This window comes from Paraburkholderia sediminicola, assembly GCF_902859805.1.
GTDB lineage: Bacteria > Pseudomonadota > Gammaproteobacteria > Burkholderiales > Burkholderiaceae > Paraburkholderia > Paraburkholderia sediminicola.
Window position 1 is genome coordinate 109715 of sequence record NZ_CADIKC010000004.1, and the last position, 24125, is coordinate 133839.

Here is a 24125-nt window from a genome sequence, read left to right on the forward strand (position 1 = left end):
TTGCACAGCCGGGCGGCAGGTTTTAGTTTGTGGCCACTATGATAAACGGGCCGGCCGCCCGCAGTGTACGAATCTCAGCAATGGCAACGCTTGCCCGGAGCGTATTCGCATTCGCACTCGCGTCGGCGCATTTTTGTTTCGTTGACGAATTCCCATATTCGAGATAATTTCCCGAATATGGAAAACACGCCAACCGATGACAACGCCATCGATCGTCGCATCGCCCAGCGTCTGCGCGGATTACGCGCCGAACGTAACTGGTCGCTCGACGATCTCGCCAGGCTGAGCAACGTCAGCCGCGCCACCCTCTCGCGCCTCGAGAATGCCGCCGTAAGCCCCACGGCGAGCGTGCTGGGCAAGCTCTGCGTTGCCTACGGCTTGCCTATGTCGCGTCTCATGCACATGGTCGAAGAAGACTTTGCGCCGCTGGTGCCGCGCGACGAGCAGTCGGTCTGGACCGACCCGAGTGTCGGCTTCCGGCGCCGCTCCGTGTCGCCACCGGCGCAGGCGCTGAGCGGCGAGGCGCTGGAGTGCGAACTCGATGCAGGTGTGCGCATCACCTACGACGCGTCGCCGAGAGCCGGCCTCGAACATCATCTGATCCTGCTTGAAGGGCAACTGCAGATCACCGTCGACGGCCGAAGTCACGATCTGCAACCCGGCGACTGTCTGCGCTACCAGCTGTTCGGCGCCAGCGCGTTCGTCACGCCCTCGCATAGCGCGGCGCGCTACATCCTCTTCATCGTCTGAGTTCGAGCCACCATGACCGCGACCATCATCACGACTTTTTCCGCCGACGACCTCGTTCGTCATCTGCCTGAACTCGGCGCGCTGCTGCGTGCCTGCGTCCATGACGGTGCGAGCGTGGGCTTTGTATTGCCGTATAGCGTCGAGGAAAGTGAAGCGTTCTGGAGTGGCAAGGTGCTGCCGTCGCTGCGTGCGGGCGCGCTGGTGCTTTTTGTTGCTCGTCATGGCGAAGCGATCGCCGGCACCGTGCAACTGGATTACGACACGATGCCGAACCAGCGTCATCGCGCCGAGGTGCGCAAGCTGCTGGTCCATCCGTCGTTCCGACGCCAGGGTATCGCCAAAGCGTTGATGACGGAACTGGAACATCGTGCGCACCAGTTGCAGCGCAGCCTGCTGACGCTCGATACGCGCACCGGCGACAAGGCCGAGCCGCTCTATGCCGCGCTCGGTTATCAGACGGCTGGTGTGATTCCGCAGTTTTGCCGCGACACGCTGGAGGAGCGGCTTGATTCAACCACCATCATGTACAAGACGCTAGGAGCGTGACGCAGCGAGTCTGCATTGCGTGGTTTAACGGCGCGAATCGAGCGCGATCCGTACAGCCAGACCGGCAAGCACGGTGCCCATCAACCAACGTTGTACCTGCAACCACACCGGCCGCCCAGCGAGAAACCCGGCGATCGAACCTGCCATGGTCGCAATCAACGCGTTGATCGTGACGGAAACGACGATTTGCACGCAGCCCAACGCGATCGACTGCGTGAGCACGCTGCCGTGCTCCGGTGAAATAAATTGCGGCAGCAGCGACAGATACATCACCGCGATCTTCGGATTCGCAAGGTTCGTGACGAGGCCCATGGTGAAGAGCTTGCGGCGGCTGTCGTGCGGCAGGTCGCGCACCTGAAACGGCGAGCGGCCTCCCGGCTTGACCGCCTGCCACGCCAGATACAGCAGGTAGAGTGCGCCGCCGAAACGCAGCGCGTCGTACGCGTAGGGCACCGTCAACAGCAATGCGGTGATACCGAACGCCGCGCAAAACATGTAGAACACAAAGCCGAGCGCGACGCCGCCGAGCGACACGAGCCCGGCTCGCCGCCCCTGGCAGAGCGATCGGGAGATCAGATAGATCATGTTCGGGCCGGGCGTGAGCACCATGCCGAGCGAGACCAGGGCAAAGGCGAGCAACGTTGTGGCAGCGGGCACGGCAGTCTCCTGTGGGAATTGAAGTCGGGCAATGCCGCCAAATATAGCCGATGCCACCGGTTCAGACCTTAAACCCACACGTGAAAAGTCCCTATAGGCAGTTGGATGGTTTTGATTGCGCCAGTGGGGCCGACGCTCCGTCGCATATGGCGCAGTGGTAGGAGACGAACGATCCAGGCCGACGATAAGGACATCCGCGAGCTGCATCCTGATTATTTTGGCAAGCAGTTTCGGGCCGTCTTTTTGCACTAATATCGGGCAGCTGGCGTCAGATCCGAATGACCAGCGTGCTGCCAGTTCCGGAACCCTGAAGATGAACCGTTTGCCGCCACTGCGCGCCCTCCAGGCATTCGATGCCGTGGTTCGCAACAAGAATGTAGTCGCCGCCGCCGAATCACTGCACGTGACGCCCGGAGCAGTTAGTCAACAGATCCGCCAGCTCGAAGAATTCGTCGGCGTCGCGCTGTTCGACCGCGAGAGTACCGGCCTGCGCCCCACTGCGCTCGGCCAGATCTACCACGAGCACGTGGCCCGCGGCTTCGAATGCTTTCATGCTGCGCACACGGCCCTGGAGGCGGCGCAGCATGGTACCCACCTGACACTCAGCACGTTTCCTTCGGTTGCAACGCATTGGTTTGCGTCCCGGCTGGATAAGTGGCACGCGCTATCACCCGGCGTGCGCGTCCATGTCGAGGCCACCGATCGCGAGCCGAAGCGCGGGGAAAGCAATTGGGATATCCGTATGACGTATGGATCGCCGCCTGCAGACGGAGCCCACTGCCGCCCCCTCTTCACTGACCGGGTGACACCCGTGTGCTCGCCGTCACTGCTGCGGGCGGACAGCCCGATCGAGCAGCCCGCAGATTTGCTGCACTACCCCCTTGTCCATGTCGAGTGGGGCTGGGACGAGAGGTCGCCGCCGGCCTGGGACGACTGGTTGCGCGCAGCCGGCGTCGCTGTGCCAGACACACTTGCTCCGTTGACCTACTCGCTTTCGGGAATGGCCGTCGACGCGACACTACGTGGCAGAGGCATATCGCTCGGTCAGGGTCTCTTCACTGCCGATAGCCTGAAGCAGGGACTGCTGATTGCACCATTGAAGATCTCGCTGCCCATGCCGTACCCGTACTACCTGGTGTGGCAACCCGGTGCGCTCGATACGCCGGACGCACGGCAATTCCTTGACTGGCTGACTGAGGAAGCCGCACAGACACAACGCGAAATCAACGCAATATTGGGTTGACCTCCGCGTCGTTACGCACCCCGACGGCGCCGTGCGAGTTTTAGAAAAACTACAGAGACTGCGCAGATTAAATGGTTTGTCGGCGTCTATGCGCCACCCTATGCTCGAAAGCGAATCCATGCGCACCAGCCGTAGGTGTTTGCCGGTGCATGCCTGCCGCATGGTTTCAGCTAACCAGCCAAATCATAGGGATCACGCATGAACATGAACACAGGGCACGATAGCCTGCGGGCTCGTCCAAAGCACATTAGCGACGTGCTGCTCGGCGATGACGAAATATCGATCGAGGAATTTATCGCGGTAGCCAGAGATGGTGCGAAGATCCGCCTCTCGCAAAAGTATTGCGAGCGCGTGTCGCACTCCCGCCTGCTGGTCGAGCGGTTTCTCGAGGAAAATCGCCTCGTCTACGGTGTCACGACCGGATTCGGCGACAACTCCACCCGCGTGATCCGACCGGCAGAAGCAGAGGCACTACAACGCAATATCGTGCGCTCGCACGCGGTCTCGGTGGGCGCTCCGCTGCCGCGTGAGGTAGTCCGGGCCACCCAGCTCATGATTCTGATAAGCCTTGGGAAAGGCTATTCCGGTGTCACGCTCGCTTTGCTGCAGCAGATTGCAGAATTGCTCAATAACGGCATTACGCCGGTTGCGCCAGGTGACGGCTCGGTCGGCTACCTCGGACCCGAAGCGCACATGGCCCTCGTCCTGATTGGCGAAGGTGAAGCGACCTATCGCGACGAGCGGATGAGCGGCCGGGCGGCGCTCGAGAAAGCCGGCCTGAAACCTCATACCCTGCGTTGCAAGGAAGGGCTTGCACTGGTCAACGGCACGACCTCGGTGACCGCTATCGGAATGCTCGCGCTGCATAACGCGCTGGAAGCGTCTAAAGTCGCCGACATTGCAGCTGCCATGTCTTTGCAGCCGCTCAAAGGCACAACGCGCGCGCTCGACGCGCGCTACCACTCGGTCAAGAAACACCAGGACCAGTCCAACGCGGCAGACAATCTGCGACGAATTCTCGCCGGCAGCGCATTGACCGAACGCTTTGTCGATTACCGGCTGCAGGATACCTACAGTCTGCGAGCCATGGCGCAAGTCCATGGTGCCTCGAAGCGGGCCATCAACGACGCACGCGAGGCCATTCTCGACGAGATCGGATCCTGCGGCGACAACCCAGTCATCTATCCCCACGAGGGCGACGGCCTCGCCATTTCAGGCGCGAATTTCGATGGCACGTTCGTTGGCATCGCGAGCGACCTGCTCTGTATCGCGATGACCAATCTGGCCAAAATCTCCGAACGCCGGACCGATCGGCTGGTGAATCCGCACTTCAGCGAACTCCCGGCGTTCCTCGCGCCGCGTCCCGGCCTGAATAGCGGCTACATGATCGTTCAGTACACCGCCGCGGGCCTGCTCGGAGAAATGCGCATTCTGTCTCATCCTGCGACCGTGGATAGCGTCTCCACCAGTGGCAATCAGGAAGACCCCGTGAGCTTTGCGTATCTTGCCGCGCGCAAGGCCTACGAAACGTCGCAGAAACTCCAGCATGTCCTCGCTATCGAACTGATGGTTGCAACGCAGGCGCTGGATTTCTTCGACCCGGCAGATGCCTCGCCTGCGACGGCAGCAGTCTACGCCCGGATCAGGCAGACGGTGCCTGAAGTGGAGGACGATCGCTTCTTCCATCCGGACATGGTGCACATTCACGAACTGGTCACGCAAGGCGACCTGTTGAGCATCGTCGAAAACATCACTGGCGCGCTGCACGAATAATCGCCTCACCAATAGCAAATGAGCCGTCGATTTCGTTGATATCGACGGCTCATTCAATCAGTAACACTAAACTACGTAGCGACCAGAAATTCCGGCCTCAGGGCGTGACGTCCGTTTTGAACCACTTCTGACTGAGCGTGTGCACGGTCCCGTCAGCGAGCGCCGCGGCAATTGCCTGATCGAACATGGCTTTCAGGTCCGTGTCGGTTTTGCGCAAACCGAGCGCTTCACCATCCCCCCAGATTGGACCGCCAATCTTCGGACCGGTGAATCCCAGCGTCGCGTTGGCGGGTTTCGACAAGGCGGATGCATAGTAGGACGCGTCGTCGAACGCCACGTCGATACGTCCTGCAATCAGGTCGATGTCGTGTTCGGGTGCGTTCTTGTATTCGCGAATGTTCGCAATATCCTTGAAGTTCTCGTTGATGAACTTGCTATAGACCGTCCCCGTGACGATCCCGATCGATTTACCCTTCAGGCTGACGCGCAACAGGTCGACGGTCGGCTTGTCGACCGCCGGATTGCCGGTCAGCTTGACGGGTACCGTGCCCGGCGGCAGCTTCGGCAACACCCCCGACCCAACCGAGACAAAAGCAGCCGGTGTATTCGCGTACGGCTTCGAGAAGGTGATCGCCTTCTTACGCTCTTCACTGATCGACAGGGCATCCATGATCACGTCGAATTTTCCGGAGGTCAGCCCGGGAATCAACCCGTCCCAGTCTTGCGCGATCAGTTTGCACTGGACGTGCATACGCGTGCAGAGATTTTTCGCCAGCTCTGGTTCGAAGCCGTCCAGCGTGCCGTCCGGACGCGTCAGATTCCACGGTTCATAGCTGCCTTCGAGGGCAATGGTGACGGTCTTCCACTCCTTCGCGTAGCCGGTTGAAGAAAACGCGACGGCCATGACGGACGCCGCACAAGCCACCGCCTTTACAAGGTCCCGACGACTGAGGTTCATTTGATGCCTCCGTACCTATGATTTGAATGAAAAAACATGTGCTGCTCACGCCAACTCGTCGAGTACCAGCACCGATGAATTCGACCTCGATACGCACGGCAGGAAACAGGTCCCGGCCGCGCGCTCGTCATCGGTCAGATAGGTGTCGCGATGATCGGGCTCGCCCGCGACAACGCGCATCATGCAAGTCCCGCACACACCCACTTCGCACGACGATGGGAGGTCGAATCCCGCCTCGCGCAGAGACGCCAGTACGGTCTTGCCTGCCGGGACGGGTATTGCGTCGCTCCTGCCTTTGAGCCGCACCGAAAACTCGTGCTCGTCGCCGGCAACCCGCACCACTGGGTCGAACGACTCCTGATGCACGAACTGTTCGCCCAACATGTTGCGAGCAAGGCTTACCGTCATCTCCATGAAGGCTGGCGGTCCGCAAACATAGAGATGCGTGTTGGGCAGCGCTGCAGACAGCAGACCGGCAATGCGCCCGCGAGTCGCGGTCGGCGAGAGGCCGACGTGGATATGTGCCTCGTCTGCAAGAGGTGACCGTCCAAACTCTGTACGGAATACCACCGACGCGTCACTGCGCGCAAAATACGCGAGCGTGTAACGCCTGCGCGATGCCGCGAGCGCATACGCCATCGAGAGAATCGGCGTGACGCCAATTCCGCCAGCAATCAGGAGGTGCTGATCTGCCGTATCGCTCAACGAAAACGCGTTGCGCGGCGTCCCGATCCGCAGTCTCGTGCCGACTTGCGCGGCGCTATGCAGCCATGCGGATCCGCCGCGGGACGCAGGTTCGCGTTTGACGGCGATCCGGTACACCGGTGCACTGGCGTCGGCGCCGCACAAGGAATATTGGCGCACCAGTCCAATCGGAAGACGAACGTCGATATGCGAGCCCGGCGCATACGTCGGCAACGCCGTGCCGTCTGTGCGGGCCAGCCAGAACACGCGGGTGTCGTCGGCGGCTGCACTAACGTCCGTGATGTGCACTTCTATCGTATCTGTACCGGCGCTCATGGCAATATCTCCCGGGAAGTCACGAAACGAGATGCTCTGGCGCATGTTCGGCTTCTATCATCTTTTGCAGCATGCGGCGAAAACGCAGCGGCGCCGCATCGGTTTCGATGTCCGTATTGGGCGTTCGCTTGTTCGTCATGCCGTAATCAACTGCGGATAGCACGATCAGATCTTCATTGAATGCGCTGATGAAATCGTTGGTGAGCGCCTGATCAGTTGCTTCGCAATCAGGGCGGAAGTTGCGCACCTGAAACCAGAAGTAGCGACAGCTATGTTCCGTCACCGGTGTAACGAAGTTATATGAATCGAGGAGGAACACATCCGGATGCAATTGCCCCTGCGGCGCGCCTGAATTCGCCGGCGCAATGATGTCGCGAATAATCGCGTGCGACGGGTAGCGCACCTCGTAATGCTGCAGGCGGTCTGCATGACCGGCGAAGCTCACATACGGGCGGAAGAACGGTGCAAGTTCGCAGTCCAGCATCCATCGCGAGGCGAGCACGCCGTTATCGAGGATAGTCATCCTGACCGGCACATCCGCGGTGGCGGCGTTACCCAGCGAAGTCTTGTGGACATATGTGACGTGAGACGGATCGAGCAGGTTGTCCGTCATGTACTGATAGCCGCAGCTGACGTCCATCGCAGGGCCGAGATTGACGCCCCATGCCGGATCGTCGTAGTGCGCAACCGTCAGTATTTCGTCCGGATCGGCCAACTCAGGATTTCCCGTCCAGATCCAGACCAATCCGTAGCGTTCGGCTACCGGATAGCGCCGCACGCAGGCCTTCGGCGGAATCCTCGCAAGACCCGGCGCATGTACGCAAACGCCGTCAGGACTGAACTCCAGTCCATGATAGCCACAGCGCAGGTTGTCGCCCGTAACCTGGCCCATCGACAAAGGCAGCTTGCGATGCGGACACGCATCCTCAAGCGCGATCACCGCATGCCCCAGGCCGCGATAGAGTACGACCGGCTCCTCCAGAATAATTCGCCTCACCGGCTTGTCTTCGATCTCGTCGCTCCAGGCAGCGACATACCACGCGTTCCGCAAATACATTCCCTGCCCCCTTTCGTGTTCAATCAATCGTCCAGTCGGCACTAGGATAGGAAAAACAGCAGCGGATCATCAAACGATTAGAACTACAGGCAAGGCTTAGTTTTTCTAAAGTCTCACTCGAGAGAACTTCAGTTCGCTTCGCGTAACGCATCCCAACATGATGATCAGTACTCTTAATACATAAGGAGTTTCCCGAGGATTGGCCAATTCTGATCAAAACCGCTTGCGATGCATTTTCTAATTGTGCAAACTTGTCTATACAAATTCTTCGCGCATATCGAACCGCGTGATGCGCCTGCACCAGAAGGTGAACTCGCCGTAGCCCGGCATTCGGTCGGACTACTGATATGAACCAGAGCATGACGAATTGGCAGACCAAAGAGATTCCTTGCCTTCGTCGATCAATCGAGAGATCCGTCATGAAATCACGTGCTGCAGTTGCATTCGCCCCAGGAACGCCCCTGGAAGTCGTCGAGATCGACGTTGCGCCGCCTAAGAAAGGGGAAGTGCTGGTAAAAATCACCCATACAGGTGTATGCCACACGGACGCCTTTACGCTTTCGGGCGACGACCCGGAAGGCCTGTTTCCCTGCGTGCTCGGGCATGAAGGCGCAGGCGTTGTAGTGGAAATCGGCGAAGGCGTCACGTCAGTTCAGCCAGGCGACCATGTGATCCCGCTCTACACCGCGGAGTGCGGCGAATGCCTGTTCTGCAAGTCGGGCAAGACGAACCTGTGCGTCGCCGTGCGTGCCACCCAGGGCAAGGGCGTGATGCCTGACGGTACAACCCGCTTCTCCTATAACGGCCAGCCGATCTACCACTACATGGGCTGCTCGACGTTTAGCGAGTACACCGTTGTCGCCGAAGTCTCCCTTGCCAAGATCAATCCGGCGGCCAATCACGAACAGGTCTGCCTGCTGGGTTGCGGCGTCACGACGGGTATCGGTGCTGTGCACAATACCGCGAAGGTGCAGCCAGGCGACAGCGTCGCCGTGTTCGGGCTCGGTGGCATTGGGCTCGCTGTCATTCAGGGCGCTCGCCAGGCCAAGGCCGGTCGGATCATTGCGATCGATACCAATCCTTCGAAGTTCGATCTGGCGAAAGTCTTCGGCGCCACCGATTGCATCAACCCGAAAGACCATGAAAAGCCGATCCAGCAGGTCATTGTTGAGATGACCGGTTGGGGCGTCGACCATTCGTTCGAATGCATCGGCAACGTCAATGTCATGCGTGCGGCGCTCGAGTGCGCACACCGCGGCTGGGGACAGTCCGTCGTCATCGGTGTCGCGGGGGCCGGCCAGGAAATCTCGACACGCCCGTTCCAGCTGGTGACGGGCCGCACATGGAAAGGCTCGGCATTTGGTGGCGTGAAGGGGCGCTCACAACTGCCGGGCATGGTGGAAGACGCCATGCGAGGCGACATCCAGCTTGCCCCTTTCGTCACGCACAAATTGCCGCTCGATCAGATTAACGAAGCATTCGATCTGATGCACGACGGCAAATCGATTCGCACGGTGATCAACTACTAAAACACGACCGTGCGCCGTCTTCGGTGCAACGTCATTGCGCCGACTTTGATTCAGAAACATTGGAGGATACAGAATGAGTACCTTGACAATACACCCGTCAGTGGACGCTGGTGTCAGGAAGGGCACGCCTGGTTTCACCGGAGGTACGCTCCACTGCCAATGCAAGAGCGACAAAGTCGAAGTCCGGGTGGAGAGCAACGTCGCGCACAACCACGTTTGCGGCTGCACGAAGTGCTGGAAACCGGCTGGTTCGGCTTTTGCGATGATCGCCGTGGCCCCGCGCGATAAGGTTACGGTTACCGCTCATGCCGAGAAGCTCCAGATCGTCGACGAGAATGCGGCAATCCAGCGTCATGCCTGCAAGGGGTGCGGAGCGCACATGTATTGCCGGATAGAAAACCGTGACCATCCGTTCTACGGTCTTGATTTCATTCACGTCGAACTCTCTGACGAGAGCGGCTGGGAAGAGCCACGTTTTGCGGCTTACGTCTCGTCGGTAATCGAAGGCGGTGGCGCGAAACCGGAACAGATGGACGGCGTGCGCGCCCGGCTCACTGAGCTTGGACTCCCACCGTACGACGCGCTCAACCCGCCATTGATGGATGCGATCGCCACACATATTGCCAAGCGCAATGGTGTGCTGAAGTCGTGAAAATCAGGGCGGATCGCTGATGCCGATCCGCCCGCCTGCAGGAATTTCACCACAAGGGCTGCCGCGCTATTCGAGTTCGCCGGACTGCGCCTTGCTCCCACCCCTGGTGGGTCGATTGTGCGTTGCATCGCAGGAAACACTTGCGGCGAAATTTATTGCCCGGTATCGTCTAGCCGTTCTGCAATGCAGCGCGGGAGAGATCGTCAGAGGATTGTGACGACGCCGACGGAGCAACCGCCCCGGAAACTCTCAGGCAAAAGGACCGCGCAGCTGGAACATCTGGAGAGCGGCGCCATGCGCGCCCACCGAAGGGGATTCCCTGCATACCGCATGCATCGCGATGCGTATGCTCACAGGAAGAAACTCTCAGGTACATGGACAGATGGGGCATCGACGCCGGTTTCGACACGAAATCGACACCGGTGATGCTCAACTACTCTGGACCATGTCATGTCACGAATCGCCATTATCGGCGCCGGCATTACCGGCGTTACGACTGCGCACGCCCTGGCGCAGCGCGGCCACCACGTCACCGTGTTCGAACGCCATCGCTATGCGGCGATGGAAACCTCGTTCGCCAATGGTGGCCAGTTGTCTGCCAGCAATGCCGAAGTCTGGAACAGCGCGGCCACGGTGCTGAAGGGCTTGCGCTGGATGCTCACGCGCGACGCCCCGCTGCTGCTCAATCCGATGCCCACCTGGCACAAGTATTCGTGGATGGGTGAGTTTCTACGGCAGATCCCGCATTACCGGACGAACACGGTCGAAACGGTGCGGCTCGCGATTGCGGCGCGCGAGCATCTGTTTTCGATTGCCGAGCGCGAAGGGATCGACTTCGATCTGGAGCGGCGCGGCATTTTGCACATCTACAAGACGCGCAAGGAATTCGATGCGGCCAGCAAGGTGAATGAATTGCTGCGCGAAGGTGGACTGGAGCGCAATCCGGTGACGTCGAGCGAGTTGCGCGCGATCGAGCCCACGCTGCACGGCGATTTTTTTGGCGGGTTTTTTACGCCATCCGACTCCACTGGCGATATTCACAAGTTCACTCGCGGGTTGGCTGAAGCTTGCGTGCGGCACGGTGTCGAGTTTCACTACGACGCGGAAATTACCGCAATCGAGCAGCCGGCCGAGGGACGCTTTTCGTTGATGGTCAATCTGGAAGGCGAGTCGCAACGGTTTGCTTTCGAGCGGATCGTGGTGTGCGCCGGCGTGAAGAGCCGCGACTTCGCGGCGATGCTTGGCGATCACGTGAACGTCTACCCGGTTAAAGGCTATTCGATCACCGTATGTCTCGACGATGAAGTGAGTCAGCAGAACGCGCCGTGGGTCAGTTTGCTCGACGACAGCGCGAAGATCGTGACGAGCCGGCTCGGTGTGGATCGGTTCAGGGTTGCGGGGACGGCGGAGATCAATGGTTTCAATCGGGATATCCGGTCGGATCGGATTGCGCCGCTGGTCGACTGGACTCGACGGTATTTTCCTGAGGTGTCGACTTCGAAGGTGATTCCGTGGGCGGGGTTACGGCCTATGTTGCCGAGTATGTTGCCGAAGGTTGGGCGTGGAAAACGGCGTGGGGTTTTTTATAACACCGGGCATGGGCATTTGGGGTGGACGTTGTCGGCGGCTACGGCGCAGGTTTTGGCGGGGGTGATTCAGTAGGTGCTTTTTGCGGCAGGCCCGGTGTCCGCAAGGACATCGGCTGCTTTTTCTACCGTTTCCAATGTCTTCACGGCAATTTTCGACCTGCACGCTGAACTGCTTGCGGCTTCCATGAAATCAGGATCCCCGCTTCCCCGCATAGTTGATTGATTGAATCCACCGCGGCTTCCGGCACCAGCCAAAGCCAAAGGTCATTCCCTATGGGCTGCAGGGATCCACGACTGTCTTCCGCGACAATCCATTCTTTAAGCGGAACCCCACCAACCACGATGTTCAGATGACGATCGTTTATAACATTGATCGGATACACCATCCTTAGCATGCTTTCTTGATAGCGAGCCGCTCCATAAGACCCGCCTGGCACCTCCTTGCCGAAGGCTGACGGATTCTCGTACGGTTTCAGTTTTGCGAGATTGGTTCCGGCTGCATAGTAAAACGCGGAGGTCATCTTCGGCGCTTCATATGCTATTCCATAAGAGGCATGCAGACTCGTGGCTATTCGCTTGATGCAGTCGGTAAGCTTGCCGGCATTATCCGCAAGTTGAACGTCGAGCTGTGCATCAATACTAAAAAAACCACCAAAGGACGGCGTGTTGTAGCCGAACGAAGCGAGCCAGGGTACATGGCCACCTGAGTTGTTGTATATCCGGAAATCGGTTGCGACTCCAGATTCAATCAGGCTCTTGAGTTCATCGAAAGGAACCTCTACAAGTTCGACGTCCCTTTCGCCTGCTACTTCAATGTAACGCGTATATCCCGCGGTCGTTATGCCGACCGACATCTCTGAAAAGAACTCATGGCCGGCCCTGTATGCCTCAAGCGGACTTATTCGATCTGTCCCATATAACGCCATTCCTGTGCACATGATTCGCCCACTAAATTCCGGAAATAAGGTCATCCAAAACGCTCTTGATATCGGACGCGTTGTACGGATGATCGAGAACGATAATTTCGCCGCGATTTGACGCCGGCAGATTGCCCATGGCAGCCCTGTTTCGAGCAGTCAACGTTGGGAGCTTGGCTCCCATATCAGTTCTCGACGCGAGCTCTATTGCATGCGTCTGGCCGTTGACATCGACCGCCATAATATCGGGGCGTCTGAGCGACACATCCCCACCGTTCGCGTAATTGTACGAGCGATTCAAATAGATATCCGTGAATTTTCCGCTCATTGCGAGTTTGTTTGCTATGACCTCGGAAAATTGATCGTGGCCTGGCGTTCCGTCTTTTTGTCCGGTGCCATGTATTTTCGCTCCGTTGACTTCTCGAACCGGACAGCATGCTAACCCGAACGGATCAATCAACGTGTCCGGGACCGTCACATAAGCATGGGTGCGCAGGCCACCAGCGAGTCCAAGCGGGTCGACCGTCAGGTACTGCCCTGTTTGAGGATCGTAGAATCGGTGCAGGTTGTAGAACAGATCGCTTTCCTCATCGTCCCATTGCCCGGGAAATCTGAGGTTTACTTCTGCCGGCTCGTCGTTCCCAACATGATTGTTGATCCGATCTAACGTGAGATGCCGCCCCCAAATCGTGTAGGAAGCGTCCCAGATTTTCGCGCCACTGCCGTCAAATATGGCCTTGGGTAAGCCGGACTGATCCGACAGAATTGGAAAGACACCACGATCTGTTTCATGTGCTAGCGGGTCAAAGTTCTCAGAAAAGTGCCAGCTCTTAACAAACGCACAAGTTCCGTCCTTGTCTTGCCACTGTTCCGCGAGCTGTCCACAGTCCCAAAGAAAGCGAATCGCTGTTCGCGCACCAACCAGCCTCTTTTCTACCCGCCTGCCGAACGCGTCGTACCGATAGATCCAAACCCCTCTCTCTGGTGTACTCACCTTCACCAGCCGGTTCAACCCATCCCACGTGTATTGCCAGGTCTTCGGCCTGAACCCAGGCTGCTCCACCGTCTTTTCGATCGCCCGCCCGCGTGCATCGTAACGATAGCGTGCGTAGCCGACACGTTCTGGGAGCCCGCCTGGCAGGTAGCGATGAGCGTCGGTTGGCCCCTGCTGGCCGTGCGCTGCAATGTTGAGGTTCGCGTCATAGCGGTAATGCTCCGGTGGCTGACGGAGGCCATGCACGGACGCTATCTGCCCACGTAAGTCGCGTTGATACGTCACGCTGTCAGAATCAGTGTCTATCCGCTCCAACTGCCCGGCCGCGTCGTACGAATACAGTTGACGCGTGAGGTTTTCCAACGCGTGAACCGGGTTCGACTGCATCTCGTCGAACGCCGATCGCGGCCCCGCGACCTGCCGGCGCACACGGCCCAACGCATCGTATTGCCGCTGCATGACGAACTCGCCAGCCTGCCGGCTGGTCTCCCGCCCCTGACTATCGCGCAGGATCGATATCGGGCCGACCTTAGTCAGTGCGCCGAGCGCGTCGTATTCATACTGCGTTTGCCGATGTGGCGTTACTCGCGCACTGCGTCGACCTTCGGCGTCGTACATGTGTTTCAGGAGATCACCGTGCTGGTCCTCTCCAATCAGACGCCCCTGTCGGTCATAGCTGAAGCGCGTAACGTGGGCGGACTCTCCCCGAACTTCGGCCGTAGCGAGCCGACCCGCATCGTCATAGGTATAGACCAGCTCTACGTCGCCGGCGTCGACCGTTGTCAGGCGCCCAGACGGGTCGTACTCGTAACGCCATTTACCTCCGTCAGGCAGCGTCTTTACAAGTAAACGACCAATCGCATCCCGTTCGTAGTGCGTCGTGCGGCCGCCCCAGTCGATCTCAGTAACGAGCCGACCTGCGCCGTCGTAACGATATTCCCACGTCTCGCGCAGCGCATTAACGACCTTGGTCAGCCTCGTAGCGTGGTCGTACTCAAAGCGAGTAATGTGCCCTGAAGCATCGATCGACGCCGTAACAAGGTCAAACGGTCCGTACTCGCGCCGGGTAACGCGTCCGAGTTGATCGTTCTGCTCGACGAGCAGACCTTCGGTGTTGTACCGCGCACGGACAATGGCGCCGTCCGGCTGGATAATCTTTGCGACCGAGCCACGTGGATTTTCATCGCCCACCGAATGGTCATACCGAGTGACGTTACCGTCTGGATCAACTTCTTCGATGAGACGCCCAAGGACATCAAATGCCGTACGGAATTCCGCGCCGGTCGGCAGTCGAGTCATGGTCAGCCGCAACTGCGCGTCGTAGTCGAGCCGCACTTCGCCAACGCCATCGATGACACGCAAGAGTTCGCCGCGCTCTCCATATCGGTAACACTTGATCGTCCCGCCGGGCTCCGTGCGAGCTATCAGGCGCTGCAGATGGTCGTATTCAAACTTGATGCGCACTCCATCGTGCAGTACGACCGCGGTCATCAGACGGGTGTCGTCATATTCAAACCGTGTCGTGCGGCCGGTTGGTTCCTCGACAGACACGAGATCGCCCGTATCGTCGTAGAGAAATTGAGTGCGTCGGCCGAGCGCATCCACCTGAGTCAACAGCCGTCCGAGTCTCCACTCCCGTACGGTGGTGTGGCCGAGCGGATTTGTCTCCACAGTGACCAGGCCGTCGGCGTTGTAGTCGTAGACCCATTCGCCGTCGCCGTCGATGACGCGCGTGCGACCGTCCTCGTAGACAAATTGCCCGGTGTGATACCCCTGCCGCGTACCCGTTTCGACCACACGGCCAACTTCGTCGTACAGGTAGTGGACGTCGGTCTGATCGGTGTCCCGCCAGGCAGTCATCCATCCATTGCGGTCGTACGTGTAATTGAAATGGCCGTGCTGGAAGCTCGCGACGCGTGCCAGCATCGCCCCGTCATATCCGTATTCGACGAGCGTTCGAGGCTTGCCCGACACATCGTAAAGGACAATCTGGTCGACCTCGCGCTTCGCACCGCGATACAGAATATCGAGCCTGTAGCCGTCCGTATGCACAAGCCCCTCGAGACGGCCGTCCGCAGCGTACGTAAAGGTACAAGCATTGCCGCTCAGGTCCTCGATCCGCTCGAGCCTCGAAGTTTGAGCTTCGGCAAGCGGCGCAAACACCAATACCTGTCGTGTCTCGTGATCGAAAATCCGCGGTTCGTCCCGCTTGCCGATCAGGCGATAACGAGGCTCGCGCAGGTTAATGCCATCGAGACCGACCTCCGATGCAACGAAGGTAATCGTCTGTCCGCCCGCGTTATGGAATCGCACGAGGTGTCCGCCGTCGAACGACAGGCGCTGCGACCAGTTGTTCGACCACTTAGGTCCGAGAAGCCCTTTGTCTTCCGAGCGCGTGCGGTAACGCCGCGTGAGCTGCAAAGGCAGCACACCCGGAATTGAAATGTCAGTGCGGACGTCGACCACTTCACCGGTCGCTACGTCGACCGGGTCTTCCTTGCACGTGGAGACTTCGTCCTTCTTTCCAGACACCTCAGCAGATTGGGTTGGCTCCCGTTTCGGGAGCGCATCCCCGAGCATGCCGCCTAGCTTTGCGCCAAGCAGGCCGCCAAGCAAACCCGCGAAGAACTCTTCACCGGCCGTAAGCTCGGGATTTTTCGGCCCGTACTGCCCCGTCGTTCGGTCAACCCAAACGCTTTTACGACCCGAATTGACCTTGGCGCTGCAATGAGTCGAATGGCCGATGCGCACGAGCGGCAGGCTATTGATCGTGATGGTCCTGCTGCCTTCGACCAGTGGCTCCGGGGAGCTCGAATGTTTGGAGCATGACGCAACATCGGTGACGCGAGCGGCAGCTTTTCCCTCAAATGTGACGTTTCTCGATCCGCTCGTGATCTTCCCGCAATTGCTACCCATACTCTGACTTGCCGAGGCGAGTGCGCTGCCCAGGCTCAACCCACCGGCCATGCAGACGCCAACGATAAGTGCCCCTGCAAGTCCCCCGGTCGCCACCGTCGCGGCGACCATTGCTCCAATGGCGATGCCCACCGCGAGTCCAGCCATCATTCCGAGGAAACCGGACGAGTGTGCAATATCGTCGCCGACGCACGCCGGGTGGGGATCGCCGCGACCGATGGTCAGGCCGAGCGCATCGCCAACTTTCGTCACACCCTCGGCAATCGCTCCAGTGACGCCCAGCTTACCCAGCGCCCATGACCCCGCCAGAGCGACGACCGCGGGTACCGCAGCAAGCGCAGCGGCGCCTGCTGCCGCCGCCCCGGTCGCGCCGGCCCCAATGGCTGCCGAACCTGCGGCGTATGCGCCGTAACCAACGTCGGCGCCGAGCATCCCATAGTTCGCGCCGTCGACCCACTCCATCTGCCGCTGCTTGACGGCTTCGCCATCCTCCAGTGTCTGCAGATGTGCCAGCCGTTCACTAGCGGTACCAGTTGGTTCGCCGCTGCTAACGGGAATGTCGCTGTCCTGGTCGGCCATGGTCTTGCGGTGCTCAGTTTGGCTCGTTAAGCGAAAAACTCTCGATCATCGCGTGTACCTGAGTTTTCTGCGTTTCGCTTATCGTGCCCGGAGCGGTAAACGTCAGCATGAGGACCCGCTTGCCATACTCGACCATCGTAAGCAGTTGCTGGATCGGCTTGCCGTTATTGAGCCATCTGAATTCGTGCGTGTAGGCAGCACGGCCCGACACCTCGGACTCCGCGCCGGCAACCAGCTCGTAACCCGCTACCTGTTTCGAGAGTTTCTGAATTTCGTTGGCTGTGTACTCGTGAAACTTCATCCCCCATGGCAGGCTCTCCCGGGTCACGACAAAGCTCACGCCTTCCGTTCCCGTGGAGGCTGACACAAACACGTTCATCGTCTTGTCATGCCAGTCGGCCGGCAACGACAGTGAGCCTTCCTGTATCTGATACATGTTGTTCTTCCAGTGACACAGAGATTGGTAAGCGTCGGGAATCAGCCGTTATCGGGATTGATGTGTGTGTTACCGGCCTGAACCTTGATTTGCCCGTCGTCGATGTGGATGACTGACGAACCCTTGTAGATTTCAATCGCATCAGCTGTCATGTGAATCTTCGTCCCACCCTCCCCACCCACCTTGATCCACAACTCCTTCGCCTCGATCGTATGCACCCCCGCAGGCGTCTGCTGGGTCGTATTCCCCTTCGTCACAGCGTCCTGCAGATTGCCAACCGACACCGTCGTAAGGTGGTCGCCCTTAGCCACGGCAATCGACCTGTCGCCCTTCAGCACCTGAGTACTCTGGGCGTTTTCCACCACGGTATTCATGTCCTTCTGCGCATGCATGAAGAATTCCTGCGCACCGTTCACGTCCGAGAAGCGCAGTTCGTTCGAGCCGTCCCCTTTGTGCGTCTGGCTTTTGAGGCCCATCGTCTGCCCGCTGCTGCCGTGGTACGGATTGCCTGACTCGCCATTGAACACACGCCCAACGATGACGGGGTTATCCGGGTCGCCCTCGTTGAATGCCACGATCACTTCCTGACCGATGCGGGGAATCGCCGAGCCACCCCAGCCTTTCCCGGCCCACGGCTGCGACACACGGACCCACATCGAATCGGAACCATCCTGTTTGCCGCGCCGGTCCCACATGAAGTGAAGTTTCACGCGGCTGCCGTCCGTGTAGATTTCTTCGCCCTTCGGTCCGACCACGATCGCCGCCTGGGTGCCGTGCATGTAGGGCTTGGGCGTACGTCGCTCGGGACGGAATGGCACATCGAGCGGCAGGCACGTAAAGGTGTTGCGATAAGGCATCTCGGCCTCATGCCGCGAGTAGTCGTTCACCGCCTGGTGCCGCACGTGCAGGATCGCGAAATCCTTGTTGTACGTGGACACCGGGTGGTTCACCAACGTGAAGCGGCCCATCGTGGTCATGCGGGAAGCGTAGCCACTACCGGTGAACTGGCGGGCCTGCGCCTCTTCGGCCTCCATCGCATAGCGGGCGTAGCGCTCGCCGTCGTTGCCCTGATCGTAGAGCGAGTGATACTCGTACCGTTCCGTGCTGCCGATGTTCGGATTCTTCAACGCGGCGGTCGGCACTTCGACGTGCATCAACGGTGATGACGGTGCGTTGTAGTTGAAGTCGCGGAACGTGACTTTCCCCACGCGGAAACTGAATGCTTCGTCCCAGCGGTCGATGCCGTTCAACTCGCTGGCGGAGCTGTCTGCGTAGTAAGGAATCGTCTTCAGATTGTCGATCGGCGCAAACGTCGAATTCGAGTCGCCGATCACAAGCACGTGCTTGTCTTTTTCATAGCGGAAGGTCCAGAACAAACCCTCCTGCTCCATCAGACGTGCGCAGAAGTTGTAGTACGACTCCTGGTACATCACCACATACTCGAGCTGCGGACGCCCGCTCTGGATATGGAACTCGAAATCCGAAAATCCCAGCTCCTTGAAGATCGACGTCAGAATGTCCTGCGCGGTCTCGTTCTGGAAAATCCGGCAGTCCGACGAACGGGTGAGAAACCAGAACCACGGCACCACCGTCATTTCGTAACGGGTGACCGTGCCGGAATTGCCCACACGGCTGAACGATGCCGAATATCCATGAAAATACCGGCGACTGCTGTCGGGAGACGCAACGGTCGTTGTCAGAATATTCGTATTGGCGCTCTGCGGATCCAGCGTAATCTTCACGCGCTGGCCGACGATCTTTTCAATCTCGATATTATTCTGGTGGGATAGCAGATCGAGATGAATTTCCGGAAGCTGGCTGACGAATTCATCGGCTACCAGCGCACTGACCAGCAACACGTTGCCGCCAAGCGGCGACTCGATTTTGATAAAGCGGTTCTCCTGCGTCAGCTGGGGCCGCACACCGGAAGCACCGTTGATCGAATCGGCAATCGATGCAGGCGTGCGCCCGAGCAACGACATGCCTGTCTGGGCAAGCTGCACAGCGCGTGCGGCGCTGCCCATCAAGCCCGCGCCGGGCACGCCGGCGAGCGAACCCGCCTGACCGGCGAGGCCTGCGATCGAGCCGATATCGCCCAGCACACTACCCGCCGCAAGCGATCCGATGGGACTGCCACCGGCGCCATTACCACTTCCAATTGATGCAAAACTCATGATTTACCCCACCAGGTTATTGGGGAGCCTTATCGCCAATAAAAGCGATACACAGGAGGTTTCTTTTTCAGGAGTTAATCTGACACCGCATGACGGCGGTCACTATAGCAAGGCCTTGTGAATTAACGAACGCGATGTCGCAATTTTTAACAATTTCATAATCAATTCACATTGGATTCACTATTGATTGTGCTATTGCCTGAATACTTGCGGCGATTTTAAGGGCGGTATCAGGTGGCAGTTTCCATCGCGGCGGCCAAAGGCAGAGTCGTCCGCATCTGTTAGTGTTCTCTGACTTGGCACCTCGATGGAGCTCACATGCGTAAATCCCGCCAGGCGGCGCACAGCGCAGGCGTTACTGGCAGTTCACGCCTGAGTGATGGACAGGTCGCGGCTGAAGCCAGAACGCGACTAGCGTGGGACGCTGCTGTGCCTAAAGACGCGATAAAGGTAAAGGTCTCGCACGGCCGCATCACGCTGCTAGGCGAGCTTCATCGTGAGCAGCAAAGAACCGCGGCACTCGAAGATGTCACCCGCCTGTTCGGCGTAACCGGCGTCTCGGACCTCACCACGATCAAAACCGAATAACTTCAGCCGGAGCTGGCTTGCAACAGTCTCCGGCAATGCCTCGCGATCTGCTTCTCCTCCTCGGTACGAATCGCCCTCACCTTCCCCGCTGAATCCCCTTCCGTTAGCCCCAAAAACTCAAGCCCCTCGCACACCCGCTTACGAATCTCTTCACTGTGTTCACCGATTCCACCCGTGAACACCAGCAAATCGATCCCGCCCAACAAAGCCGCATAGCTGCCAACCGTCTTTCGCACGGCGGTAGCAAACGCATCCAGCGCCAGCGAAGCATTCTCATCGCCCGCCGCAGCGCGCTTTTCCAGCGCCTGCATATCGCTTTCGCCATCGGCGTAACCGGCAAGACCGCTCTCGCGATTTAACAGCCTCTCCAGCGCATCGGCATCGAGCTTCTCCACGCGCATCAGATACAGCAGCACGCCCGGGTCTAGATCGCCGCTACGTGTGCCCATCGGCACCCCGCCGGTCGGCGTGAGACCCATCGACGTATCGACGGATTTGCCGTTCTGCAATGCACATAAACTCGAGCCGTTGCCCAGATGGGCGAACACCGCTCGCGGCGGCAAGTCAGCGCCGAGCCGCGTCACCAGAGATTCATACGACAGCCCGTGAAAGCCATAGCGAATCACACCGGCCTCAGCGTAACGGCGCGGCAGCGCAAGCTGCGCCGCACGCGCCGGTAAAGTGGAATGAAACGCCGTATCAAAGCAGGCGAAATGCTCCGCATCGCCGAAAATCCTGGTTGCCTCGTCGATCAATGCCAGCGCCGGCGGAATGTGCAAGGGCGCGAAGTGCACGGCGTCCTGCAAGCGCTGCCGGACTTCAGGTGTCAAGCGTTGATGCGTTCGCAAATGCGGCCCGCCATGCACGACGCGATGCCCCACCGCAGCAGGACGCCCGTGCTTCTGCTCCGCAAGCACGGTTGCGAGCTTCTGCAACGCGTCGGTCTGCGACTCCAGCACATGCTCCTCCTGCACCAGCACGCGGCCGTCAGGCGACTTGATTCGCAAGCTTCCGTCGCCCCGTCCGATACCTTCGGCACTCCCTTCCAGCAGCAAGGTTTCATCGCCGCCAGCATGCAGGGAGCGCGCAAACAGTCCGAATTTCAGCGACGACGAACCGCTGTTCAACACCAGAATCGTCGAAGTCGCGTCGTCGGTCTTCTCATGAGTCGCCATAGCACGCTCCGCTCAGCCCTTCCACGTCCAGTTGCGGATCTCTTCCTTGTCGATGCCCTCGGCATGCGCATAAGCAAGATGCTCGATGATCTGTCCACGCAGCCACTCTTTCGCGTGGTCGCCAACGCCGCGCAGCGCCGGCACGCGATCGATCACGTCGATTGCCAGCGAGAAACGGTCGACCTGATTGATGATCGCCAGTTCGAGCGGCGTATTGATGTTGCCTTTCTCGTGGTAGCCGTGCACATGCAGATTGGCGTGATTGGTGCGGTTGTACGTGAGCTTATGCACCAGCGACGCATACGAATGGAAATTGAAAATCACCGGCGTGCTGGTGGTGAACAAGGAATCGAAATCGCGATCCGACAGACCGTGTGGATGCGCATGTTCAGGCATCAGGCGGAACAGATCGACCACGTTGATGAAGCGGATCTTCAACTCAGGAAAGCGCTCCTTCAGAATCTGCACGGCGGCAAGCGCTTCCATGGTCGCGATGTCGCCCGCGCACGCCATCACCACGTCCGGCTCGACGCCCTGATCCGTCGACGCCCAATCCCAGATGCCGATGCCCTTGGTGCAATGCGTGACGGCCGAATCCATGTCGAGATACTGGAGATGCGGCTGCTTGTCGGCCACGATCACGTTGACGTAGTCACGCGAACGCAAACAATGATCCGCGACGCTCAGCAAACAATTCGCGTCCGGCGGCAGATAAATACGCACCACGTCCGGGCTTTTGTTCGTCACGACATCGAGAAACCCCGGGTCCTGGTGCGTGAAGCCATTGTGATCCTGACGCCATACCAGCGAAGTGATCAGCAGGTTGATCGAGGGCACCGGTTGCCGCCAGCCGAGATCGCGCTTCGCTTTCTCCAGCCACTTGGCGTGCTGGTTGAACATCGAATCGATCACGTGGACGAACGCTTCATAGGTCGCGAAAAGTCCATGGCGTCCGGTCAGCACGTAACCTTCGAACCAGCCTTCGAGCGTGTGCTCGCTCAGCATCTCCATCACGCGGCCGTCCACCGAGAGTTCGCCGCCGTCGGCATCGCTAGCCATGGTTTCGGCGAGCCAGGTTTTCTCGGAGGCCTCGTAGATGGCCGTCAGCTTGTTGCTCGCGGTTTCGTCGGGGCCGAATACGCGGAAGTTCGTCATGTTGTTGCGCATCACATCGCGCAGAAACGTGCCGAGTACCTCAGTGGGCGACGTGTACGAGCCGGCAGGCTTCTTCACCGCCATCGCGTAGTCGCAGAACGCCGGCAGGTCGAGCGTTTTGCACAGCAGGCCGCCATTCGCATGCGGATTGGCGCTGATGCGGCGCGTGCCTTCGGGCGCGAGTTCGCGCAGTTCGTCGACCAGACGCCCTGCTTTGTCGAATAGCGATTCCGGTTCATAGCTGCGCAGCCAGCTCTCGACCAGCTTCAGGCTCTTGCCATTGGTGACCGGATCGAGCACCGGCACCTGGTGCGCGCGCCACGAGCCTTCCACCTGATGGCCGTCGACTTCCTTAGGCCCAGTCCAACCTTTCGGCGAGCGCAGCACGATCATCGGCCAGCGCGGCCGCGTTGCGTCATTGGCCTCACGTGCATGCTGCTGGATCGCGCGGATTTCGCCGACGCATTGTTCGAGCGTCGCGGCCATCTGCTGATGCATGGTGTCCGGATCGTCGCCTTCGACAAAATACGGCTTGTGGCCATAGCCAGTCAGCAAGGCTTCGAGTTCCTCGCGGGGAATCCGCGCGAGGATGGTCGGATTAGCGATCTTGTAGCCGTTCAGATGCAGAACCGGCAGCACTGCGCCATCGCGAATCGGGTTGAGAAATTTGTTCGAGTGCCATGAGGTGGCGAGCGGTCCGGTTTCCGCCTCGCCGTCGCCGATCATCACCGTGACAATCAGGTCGGGGTTGTCGAACGCAGCGCCGTAGCCGTGCGACAGGCTATAACCGAGCTCGCCGCCTTCGTGAATCGAACCCGGCGTTTCGGGCGTGCAATGCGAACCGATGCCGCCGGGAAACGAAAACTGGCGGAAGAAGCGCCGCATGCCGGCTTCGTCTTCACTGCGGTCGGGATAGATTTCCGAGTAATGGCCTTCGAGGTAACAATGGGCCAGCGTGGCAGGCGCGCCGTGACCCGGGCCGGCGATATAGATTACGTTCAGGTCGAGTTTTTTGATCAGCCGGTTCAGATGCACCAGCAGGAAGCTTTGCCCTGGGTCTGAGCCCCAGTGGCCCAGCAGGCGGTTCTTGATGTGTTCGGGTTTGAGCGGTTCACGCAACAGCGGGTTGTCGCGCAGGTAGATCATGCCGGCCGAGAGGTAGTTGCAGGCACGCCAGTAGCGGTCCATCTTGCGCAACGTTTCGGGCTCCAATGTTTTCGGCGGGGTCGGACGGGAGGTTGCTTCGGCCATGGCGCCACTCCTTGAAAAGGACTGTCAGGCAGGTTAGCGGGTGCTGCAGCGATGGTTCGAGATGCGATCAGTGAAGAAAAACCGGCAATGGCGGCCGCATTGTCATGCTCATGACATAACGCAGGCGTAGGGCGAAGATCCGTTGTGCAAGGCTCTGGAGGGGCGT

At 59.3% G+C, this 24125-nt stretch carries 18 protein-coding genes and 1 riboswitch; of the genes, 8 read left to right on the forward strand and 10 right to left on the reverse strand.

Annotation, left to right across the window (positions count from 1 at the left end):
* Positions 1–177 precede the first annotated feature (177 nt).
* The gene (locus R8871_RS16520) at positions 178–750 is read left to right on the forward strand and encodes a helix-turn-helix domain-containing protein (RefSeq protein WP_175051411.1); all 573 of its coding nucleotides are present in this window, start codon (positions 178–180) and stop codon (positions 748–750) included.
* Positions 751–762: 12 nt separating this feature from the next.
* Positions 763–1296, forward strand: coding sequence for a GNAT family N-acetyltransferase (locus R8871_RS16525; protein ID WP_175051412.1), 534 nt, complete (start codon positions 763–765; stop codon positions 1294–1296).
* Between the two features lie 24 nt (positions 1297–1320).
* Here R8871_RS16525 and R8871_RS16530 read toward each other — a convergent pair whose 3' ends face one another.
* Positions 1321–1953 carry a LysE family translocator gene (locus R8871_RS16530; protein WP_175051413.1) on the reverse strand — a complete coding sequence of 211 codons (633 nt, stop codon included), beginning with the start codon at positions 1951–1953 and terminating at the stop codon, positions 1321–1323.
* Between the two features lie 313 nt (positions 1954–2266).
* Between R8871_RS16530 and R8871_RS16535 the strand changes: the two genes are divergently transcribed.
* A complete protein-coding gene (locus R8871_RS16535; RefSeq protein WP_175051414.1) occupies positions 2267–3196 on the forward strand; it encodes a LysR substrate-binding domain-containing protein in 930 nt (309 codons plus the stop codon).
* 198 nt (positions 3197–3394) lie between these two features.
* Positions 3395–4969 (forward strand): histidine ammonia-lyase, encoded by a 1575-nt coding sequence (hutH, locus tag R8871_RS16540; protein ID WP_175051415.1) that lies wholly within the window; start codon positions 3395–3397, stop codon positions 4967–4969.
* 97 nt (positions 4970–5066) lie between these two features.
* On the opposite strand, the gene R8871_RS16545 is transcribed toward hutH, so the two are convergent.
* The 3 genes from R8871_RS16545 to R8871_RS16555 form a co-directional block, all read right to left on the reverse strand.
* Positions 5067–5873, reverse strand: a complete 807-nt coding sequence (locus tag R8871_RS16545; RefSeq protein ID WP_246287619.1) for a transporter substrate-binding domain-containing protein — start codon at positions 5871–5873, stop codon at positions 5067–5069.
* 99 nt (positions 5874–5972) lie between these two features.
* The gene (locus R8871_RS16550; RefSeq protein ID WP_175051417.1) at positions 5973–6947 is read right to left on the reverse strand and encodes a PDR/VanB family oxidoreductase; all 975 of its coding nucleotides are present in this window, start codon (positions 6945–6947) and stop codon (positions 5973–5975) included.
* A gap of 19 nt (positions 6948–6966) precedes the next feature.
* The gene (locus R8871_RS16555; protein ID WP_175051418.1) at positions 6967–8004 is read right to left on the reverse strand and encodes an aromatic ring-hydroxylating dioxygenase subunit alpha; all 1038 of its coding nucleotides are present in this window, start codon (positions 8002–8004) and stop codon (positions 6967–6969) included.
* A gap of 419 nt (positions 8005–8423) precedes the next feature.
* On the opposite strand from R8871_RS16555, the gene R8871_RS16560 reads away from it, so the two are divergent.
* The 3 genes from R8871_RS16560 to R8871_RS16570 all read left to right on the forward strand — a co-directional run bounded on the left by R8871_RS16560 (position 8424) and on the right by R8871_RS16570 (position 11847).
* Complete coding sequence (locus R8871_RS16560; RefSeq protein ID WP_175051419.1) at positions 8424–9533, forward strand: S-(hydroxymethyl)glutathione dehydrogenase/class III alcohol dehydrogenase; 1110 nt, start codon at positions 8424–8426, stop codon at positions 9531–9533.
* 73 nt (positions 9534–9606) lie between these two features.
* Positions 9607–10185: an S-(hydroxymethyl)glutathione synthase gene (gfa, locus tag R8871_RS16565; RefSeq protein WP_175051420.1), complete on the forward strand. Its 579-nt coding sequence runs from the start codon at positions 9607–9609 to the stop codon at positions 10183–10185.
* Positions 10186–10366: 181 nt separating this feature from the next.
* Positions 10367–10460: riboswitch (glycine riboswitch) on the forward strand.
* 175 nt (positions 10461–10635) lie between these two features.
* Positions 10636–11847, forward strand: a complete 1212-nt coding sequence (locus R8871_RS16570; protein WP_175051421.1) for a D-amino acid dehydrogenase — start codon at positions 10636–10638, stop codon at positions 11845–11847.
* Positions 11848–11914: 67 nt separating this feature from the next.
* Here R8871_RS16570 and R8871_RS16575 read toward each other — a convergent pair whose 3' ends face one another.
* The 4 genes from R8871_RS16575 to R8871_RS16590 are packed head-to-tail and all read right to left on the reverse strand — an operon-like array spanning position 11915 to position 19790.
* On the reverse strand, positions 11915–12745 hold the full coding sequence (locus tag R8871_RS16575) for a hypothetical protein (protein ID WP_175051422.1): 831 nt from the start codon (positions 12743–12745) through the stop codon (positions 11915–11917).
* Positions 12723–17180, reverse strand: coding sequence for a DUF6531 domain-containing protein (locus R8871_RS16580; protein ID WP_175051423.1), 4458 nt, complete (start codon positions 17178–17180; stop codon positions 12723–12725). The genes R8871_RS16575 and R8871_RS16580 overlap by 23 nt, the downstream gene beginning before the upstream one ends.
* 13 nt (positions 17181–17193) lie before the next feature.
* Entirely contained in the window at positions 17194–17616 is a 423-nt protein-coding gene (locus R8871_RS16585) for a DUF1795 domain-containing protein (RefSeq protein ID WP_175051424.1), read from the reverse strand.
* Positions 17617–17657: 41 nt separating this feature from the next.
* On the reverse strand, positions 17658–19790 hold the full coding sequence (locus R8871_RS16590) for a type VI secretion system Vgr family protein (RefSeq protein WP_175051425.1): 2133 nt from the start codon (positions 19788–19790) through the stop codon (positions 17658–17660).
* A gap of 318 nt (positions 19791–20108) precedes the next feature.
* Here R8871_RS16590 and R8871_RS16595 point away from each other — a divergent pair, with 318 nt between their 5' ends.
* Positions 20109–20378 (forward strand): BON domain-containing protein, encoded by a 270-nt coding sequence (locus R8871_RS16595; RefSeq protein WP_175051426.1) that lies wholly within the window; start codon positions 20109–20111, stop codon positions 20376–20378.
* A gap of 2 nt (positions 20379–20380) precedes the next feature.
* Here the strand turns inward: R8871_RS16595 and R8871_RS16600 are convergent, their stop codons facing one another.
* Both R8871_RS16600 and R8871_RS16605 read right to left on the reverse strand, forming a co-directional pair.
* The gene (locus R8871_RS16600; RefSeq protein ID WP_175051427.1) at positions 20381–21553 is read right to left on the reverse strand and encodes an acetate/propionate family kinase; all 1173 of its coding nucleotides are present in this window, start codon (positions 21551–21553) and stop codon (positions 20381–20383) included.
* A gap of 12 nt (positions 21554–21565) precedes the next feature.
* Positions 21566–23959, reverse strand: coding sequence for a phosphoketolase family protein (locus tag R8871_RS16605; protein ID WP_175051428.1), 2394 nt, complete (start codon positions 23957–23959; stop codon positions 21566–21568).
* Positions 23960–24125: the final 166 nt, after the last annotated feature.

Excerpts from the sequence above, each read along its gene's own strand:
- R8871_RS16520 (WP_175051411.1), top strand. The coding sequence starts at position 178 with ATGGAAAACACGCCAACCGATGACAACGCCATCGATCGTCGCATCGCC.
- R8871_RS16525 (WP_175051412.1), top strand. The coding sequence starts at position 763 with ATGACCGCGACCATCATCACGACTTTTTCCGCCGACGACCTCGTTCGT.
- R8871_RS16535 (WP_175051414.1), top strand. The coding sequence starts at position 2,267 with ATGAACCGTTTGCCGCCACTGCGCGCCCTCCAGGCATTCGATGCCGTG.
- hutH (WP_175051415.1), top strand. The coding sequence starts at position 3,395 with ATGAACATGAACACAGGGCACGATAGCCTGCGGGCTCGTCCAAAGCAC.
- R8871_RS16545 (WP_246287619.1), bottom strand. The coding sequence starts at position 5,873 with ATGGCCGTCGCGTTTTCTTCAACCGGCTACGCGAAGGAGTGGAAGACC.
- R8871_RS16550 (WP_175051417.1), bottom strand. The coding sequence starts at position 6,947 with ATGAGCGCCGGTACAGATACGATAGAAGTGCACATCACGGACGTTAGT.
- R8871_RS16555 (WP_175051418.1), bottom strand. The coding sequence starts at position 8,004 with ATGTATTTGCGGAACGCGTGGTATGTCGCTGCCTGGAGCGACGAGATC.
- R8871_RS16560 (WP_175051419.1), top strand. The coding sequence starts at position 8,424 with ATGAAATCACGTGCTGCAGTTGCATTCGCCCCAGGAACGCCCCTGGAA.
- gfa (WP_175051420.1), top strand. The coding sequence starts at position 9,607 with ATGAGTACCTTGACAATACACCCGTCAGTGGACGCTGGTGTCAGGAAG.
- R8871_RS16570 (WP_175051421.1), top strand. The coding sequence starts at position 10,636 with ATGTCACGAATCGCCATTATCGGCGCCGGCATTACCGGCGTTACGACT.
- R8871_RS16575 (WP_175051422.1), bottom strand. The coding sequence starts at position 12,745 with ATGACCTTATTTCCGGAATTTAGTGGGCGAATCATGTGCACAGGAATG.
- R8871_RS16580 (WP_175051423.1), bottom strand. The coding sequence starts at position 17,180 with ATGGCCGACCAGGACAGCGACATTCCCGTTAGCAGCGGCGAACCAACT.
- R8871_RS16585 (WP_175051424.1), bottom strand. The coding sequence starts at position 17,616 with ATGTATCAGATACAGGAAGGCTCACTGTCGTTGCCGGCCGACTGGCAT.
- R8871_RS16590 (WP_175051425.1), bottom strand. The coding sequence starts at position 19,790 with ATGAGTTTTGCATCAATTGGAAGTGGTAATGGCGCCGGTGGCAGTCCC.
- R8871_RS16595 (WP_175051426.1), top strand. The coding sequence starts at position 20,109 with ATGCGTAAATCCCGCCAGGCGGCGCACAGCGCAGGCGTTACTGGCAGT.
- R8871_RS16600 (WP_175051427.1), bottom strand. The coding sequence starts at position 21,553 with ATGGCGACTCATGAGAAGACCGACGACGCGACTTCGACGATTCTGGTG.
- R8871_RS16605 (WP_175051428.1), bottom strand. The coding sequence starts at position 23,959 with ATGGCCGAAGCAACCTCCCGTCCGACCCCGCCGAAAACATTGGAGCCC.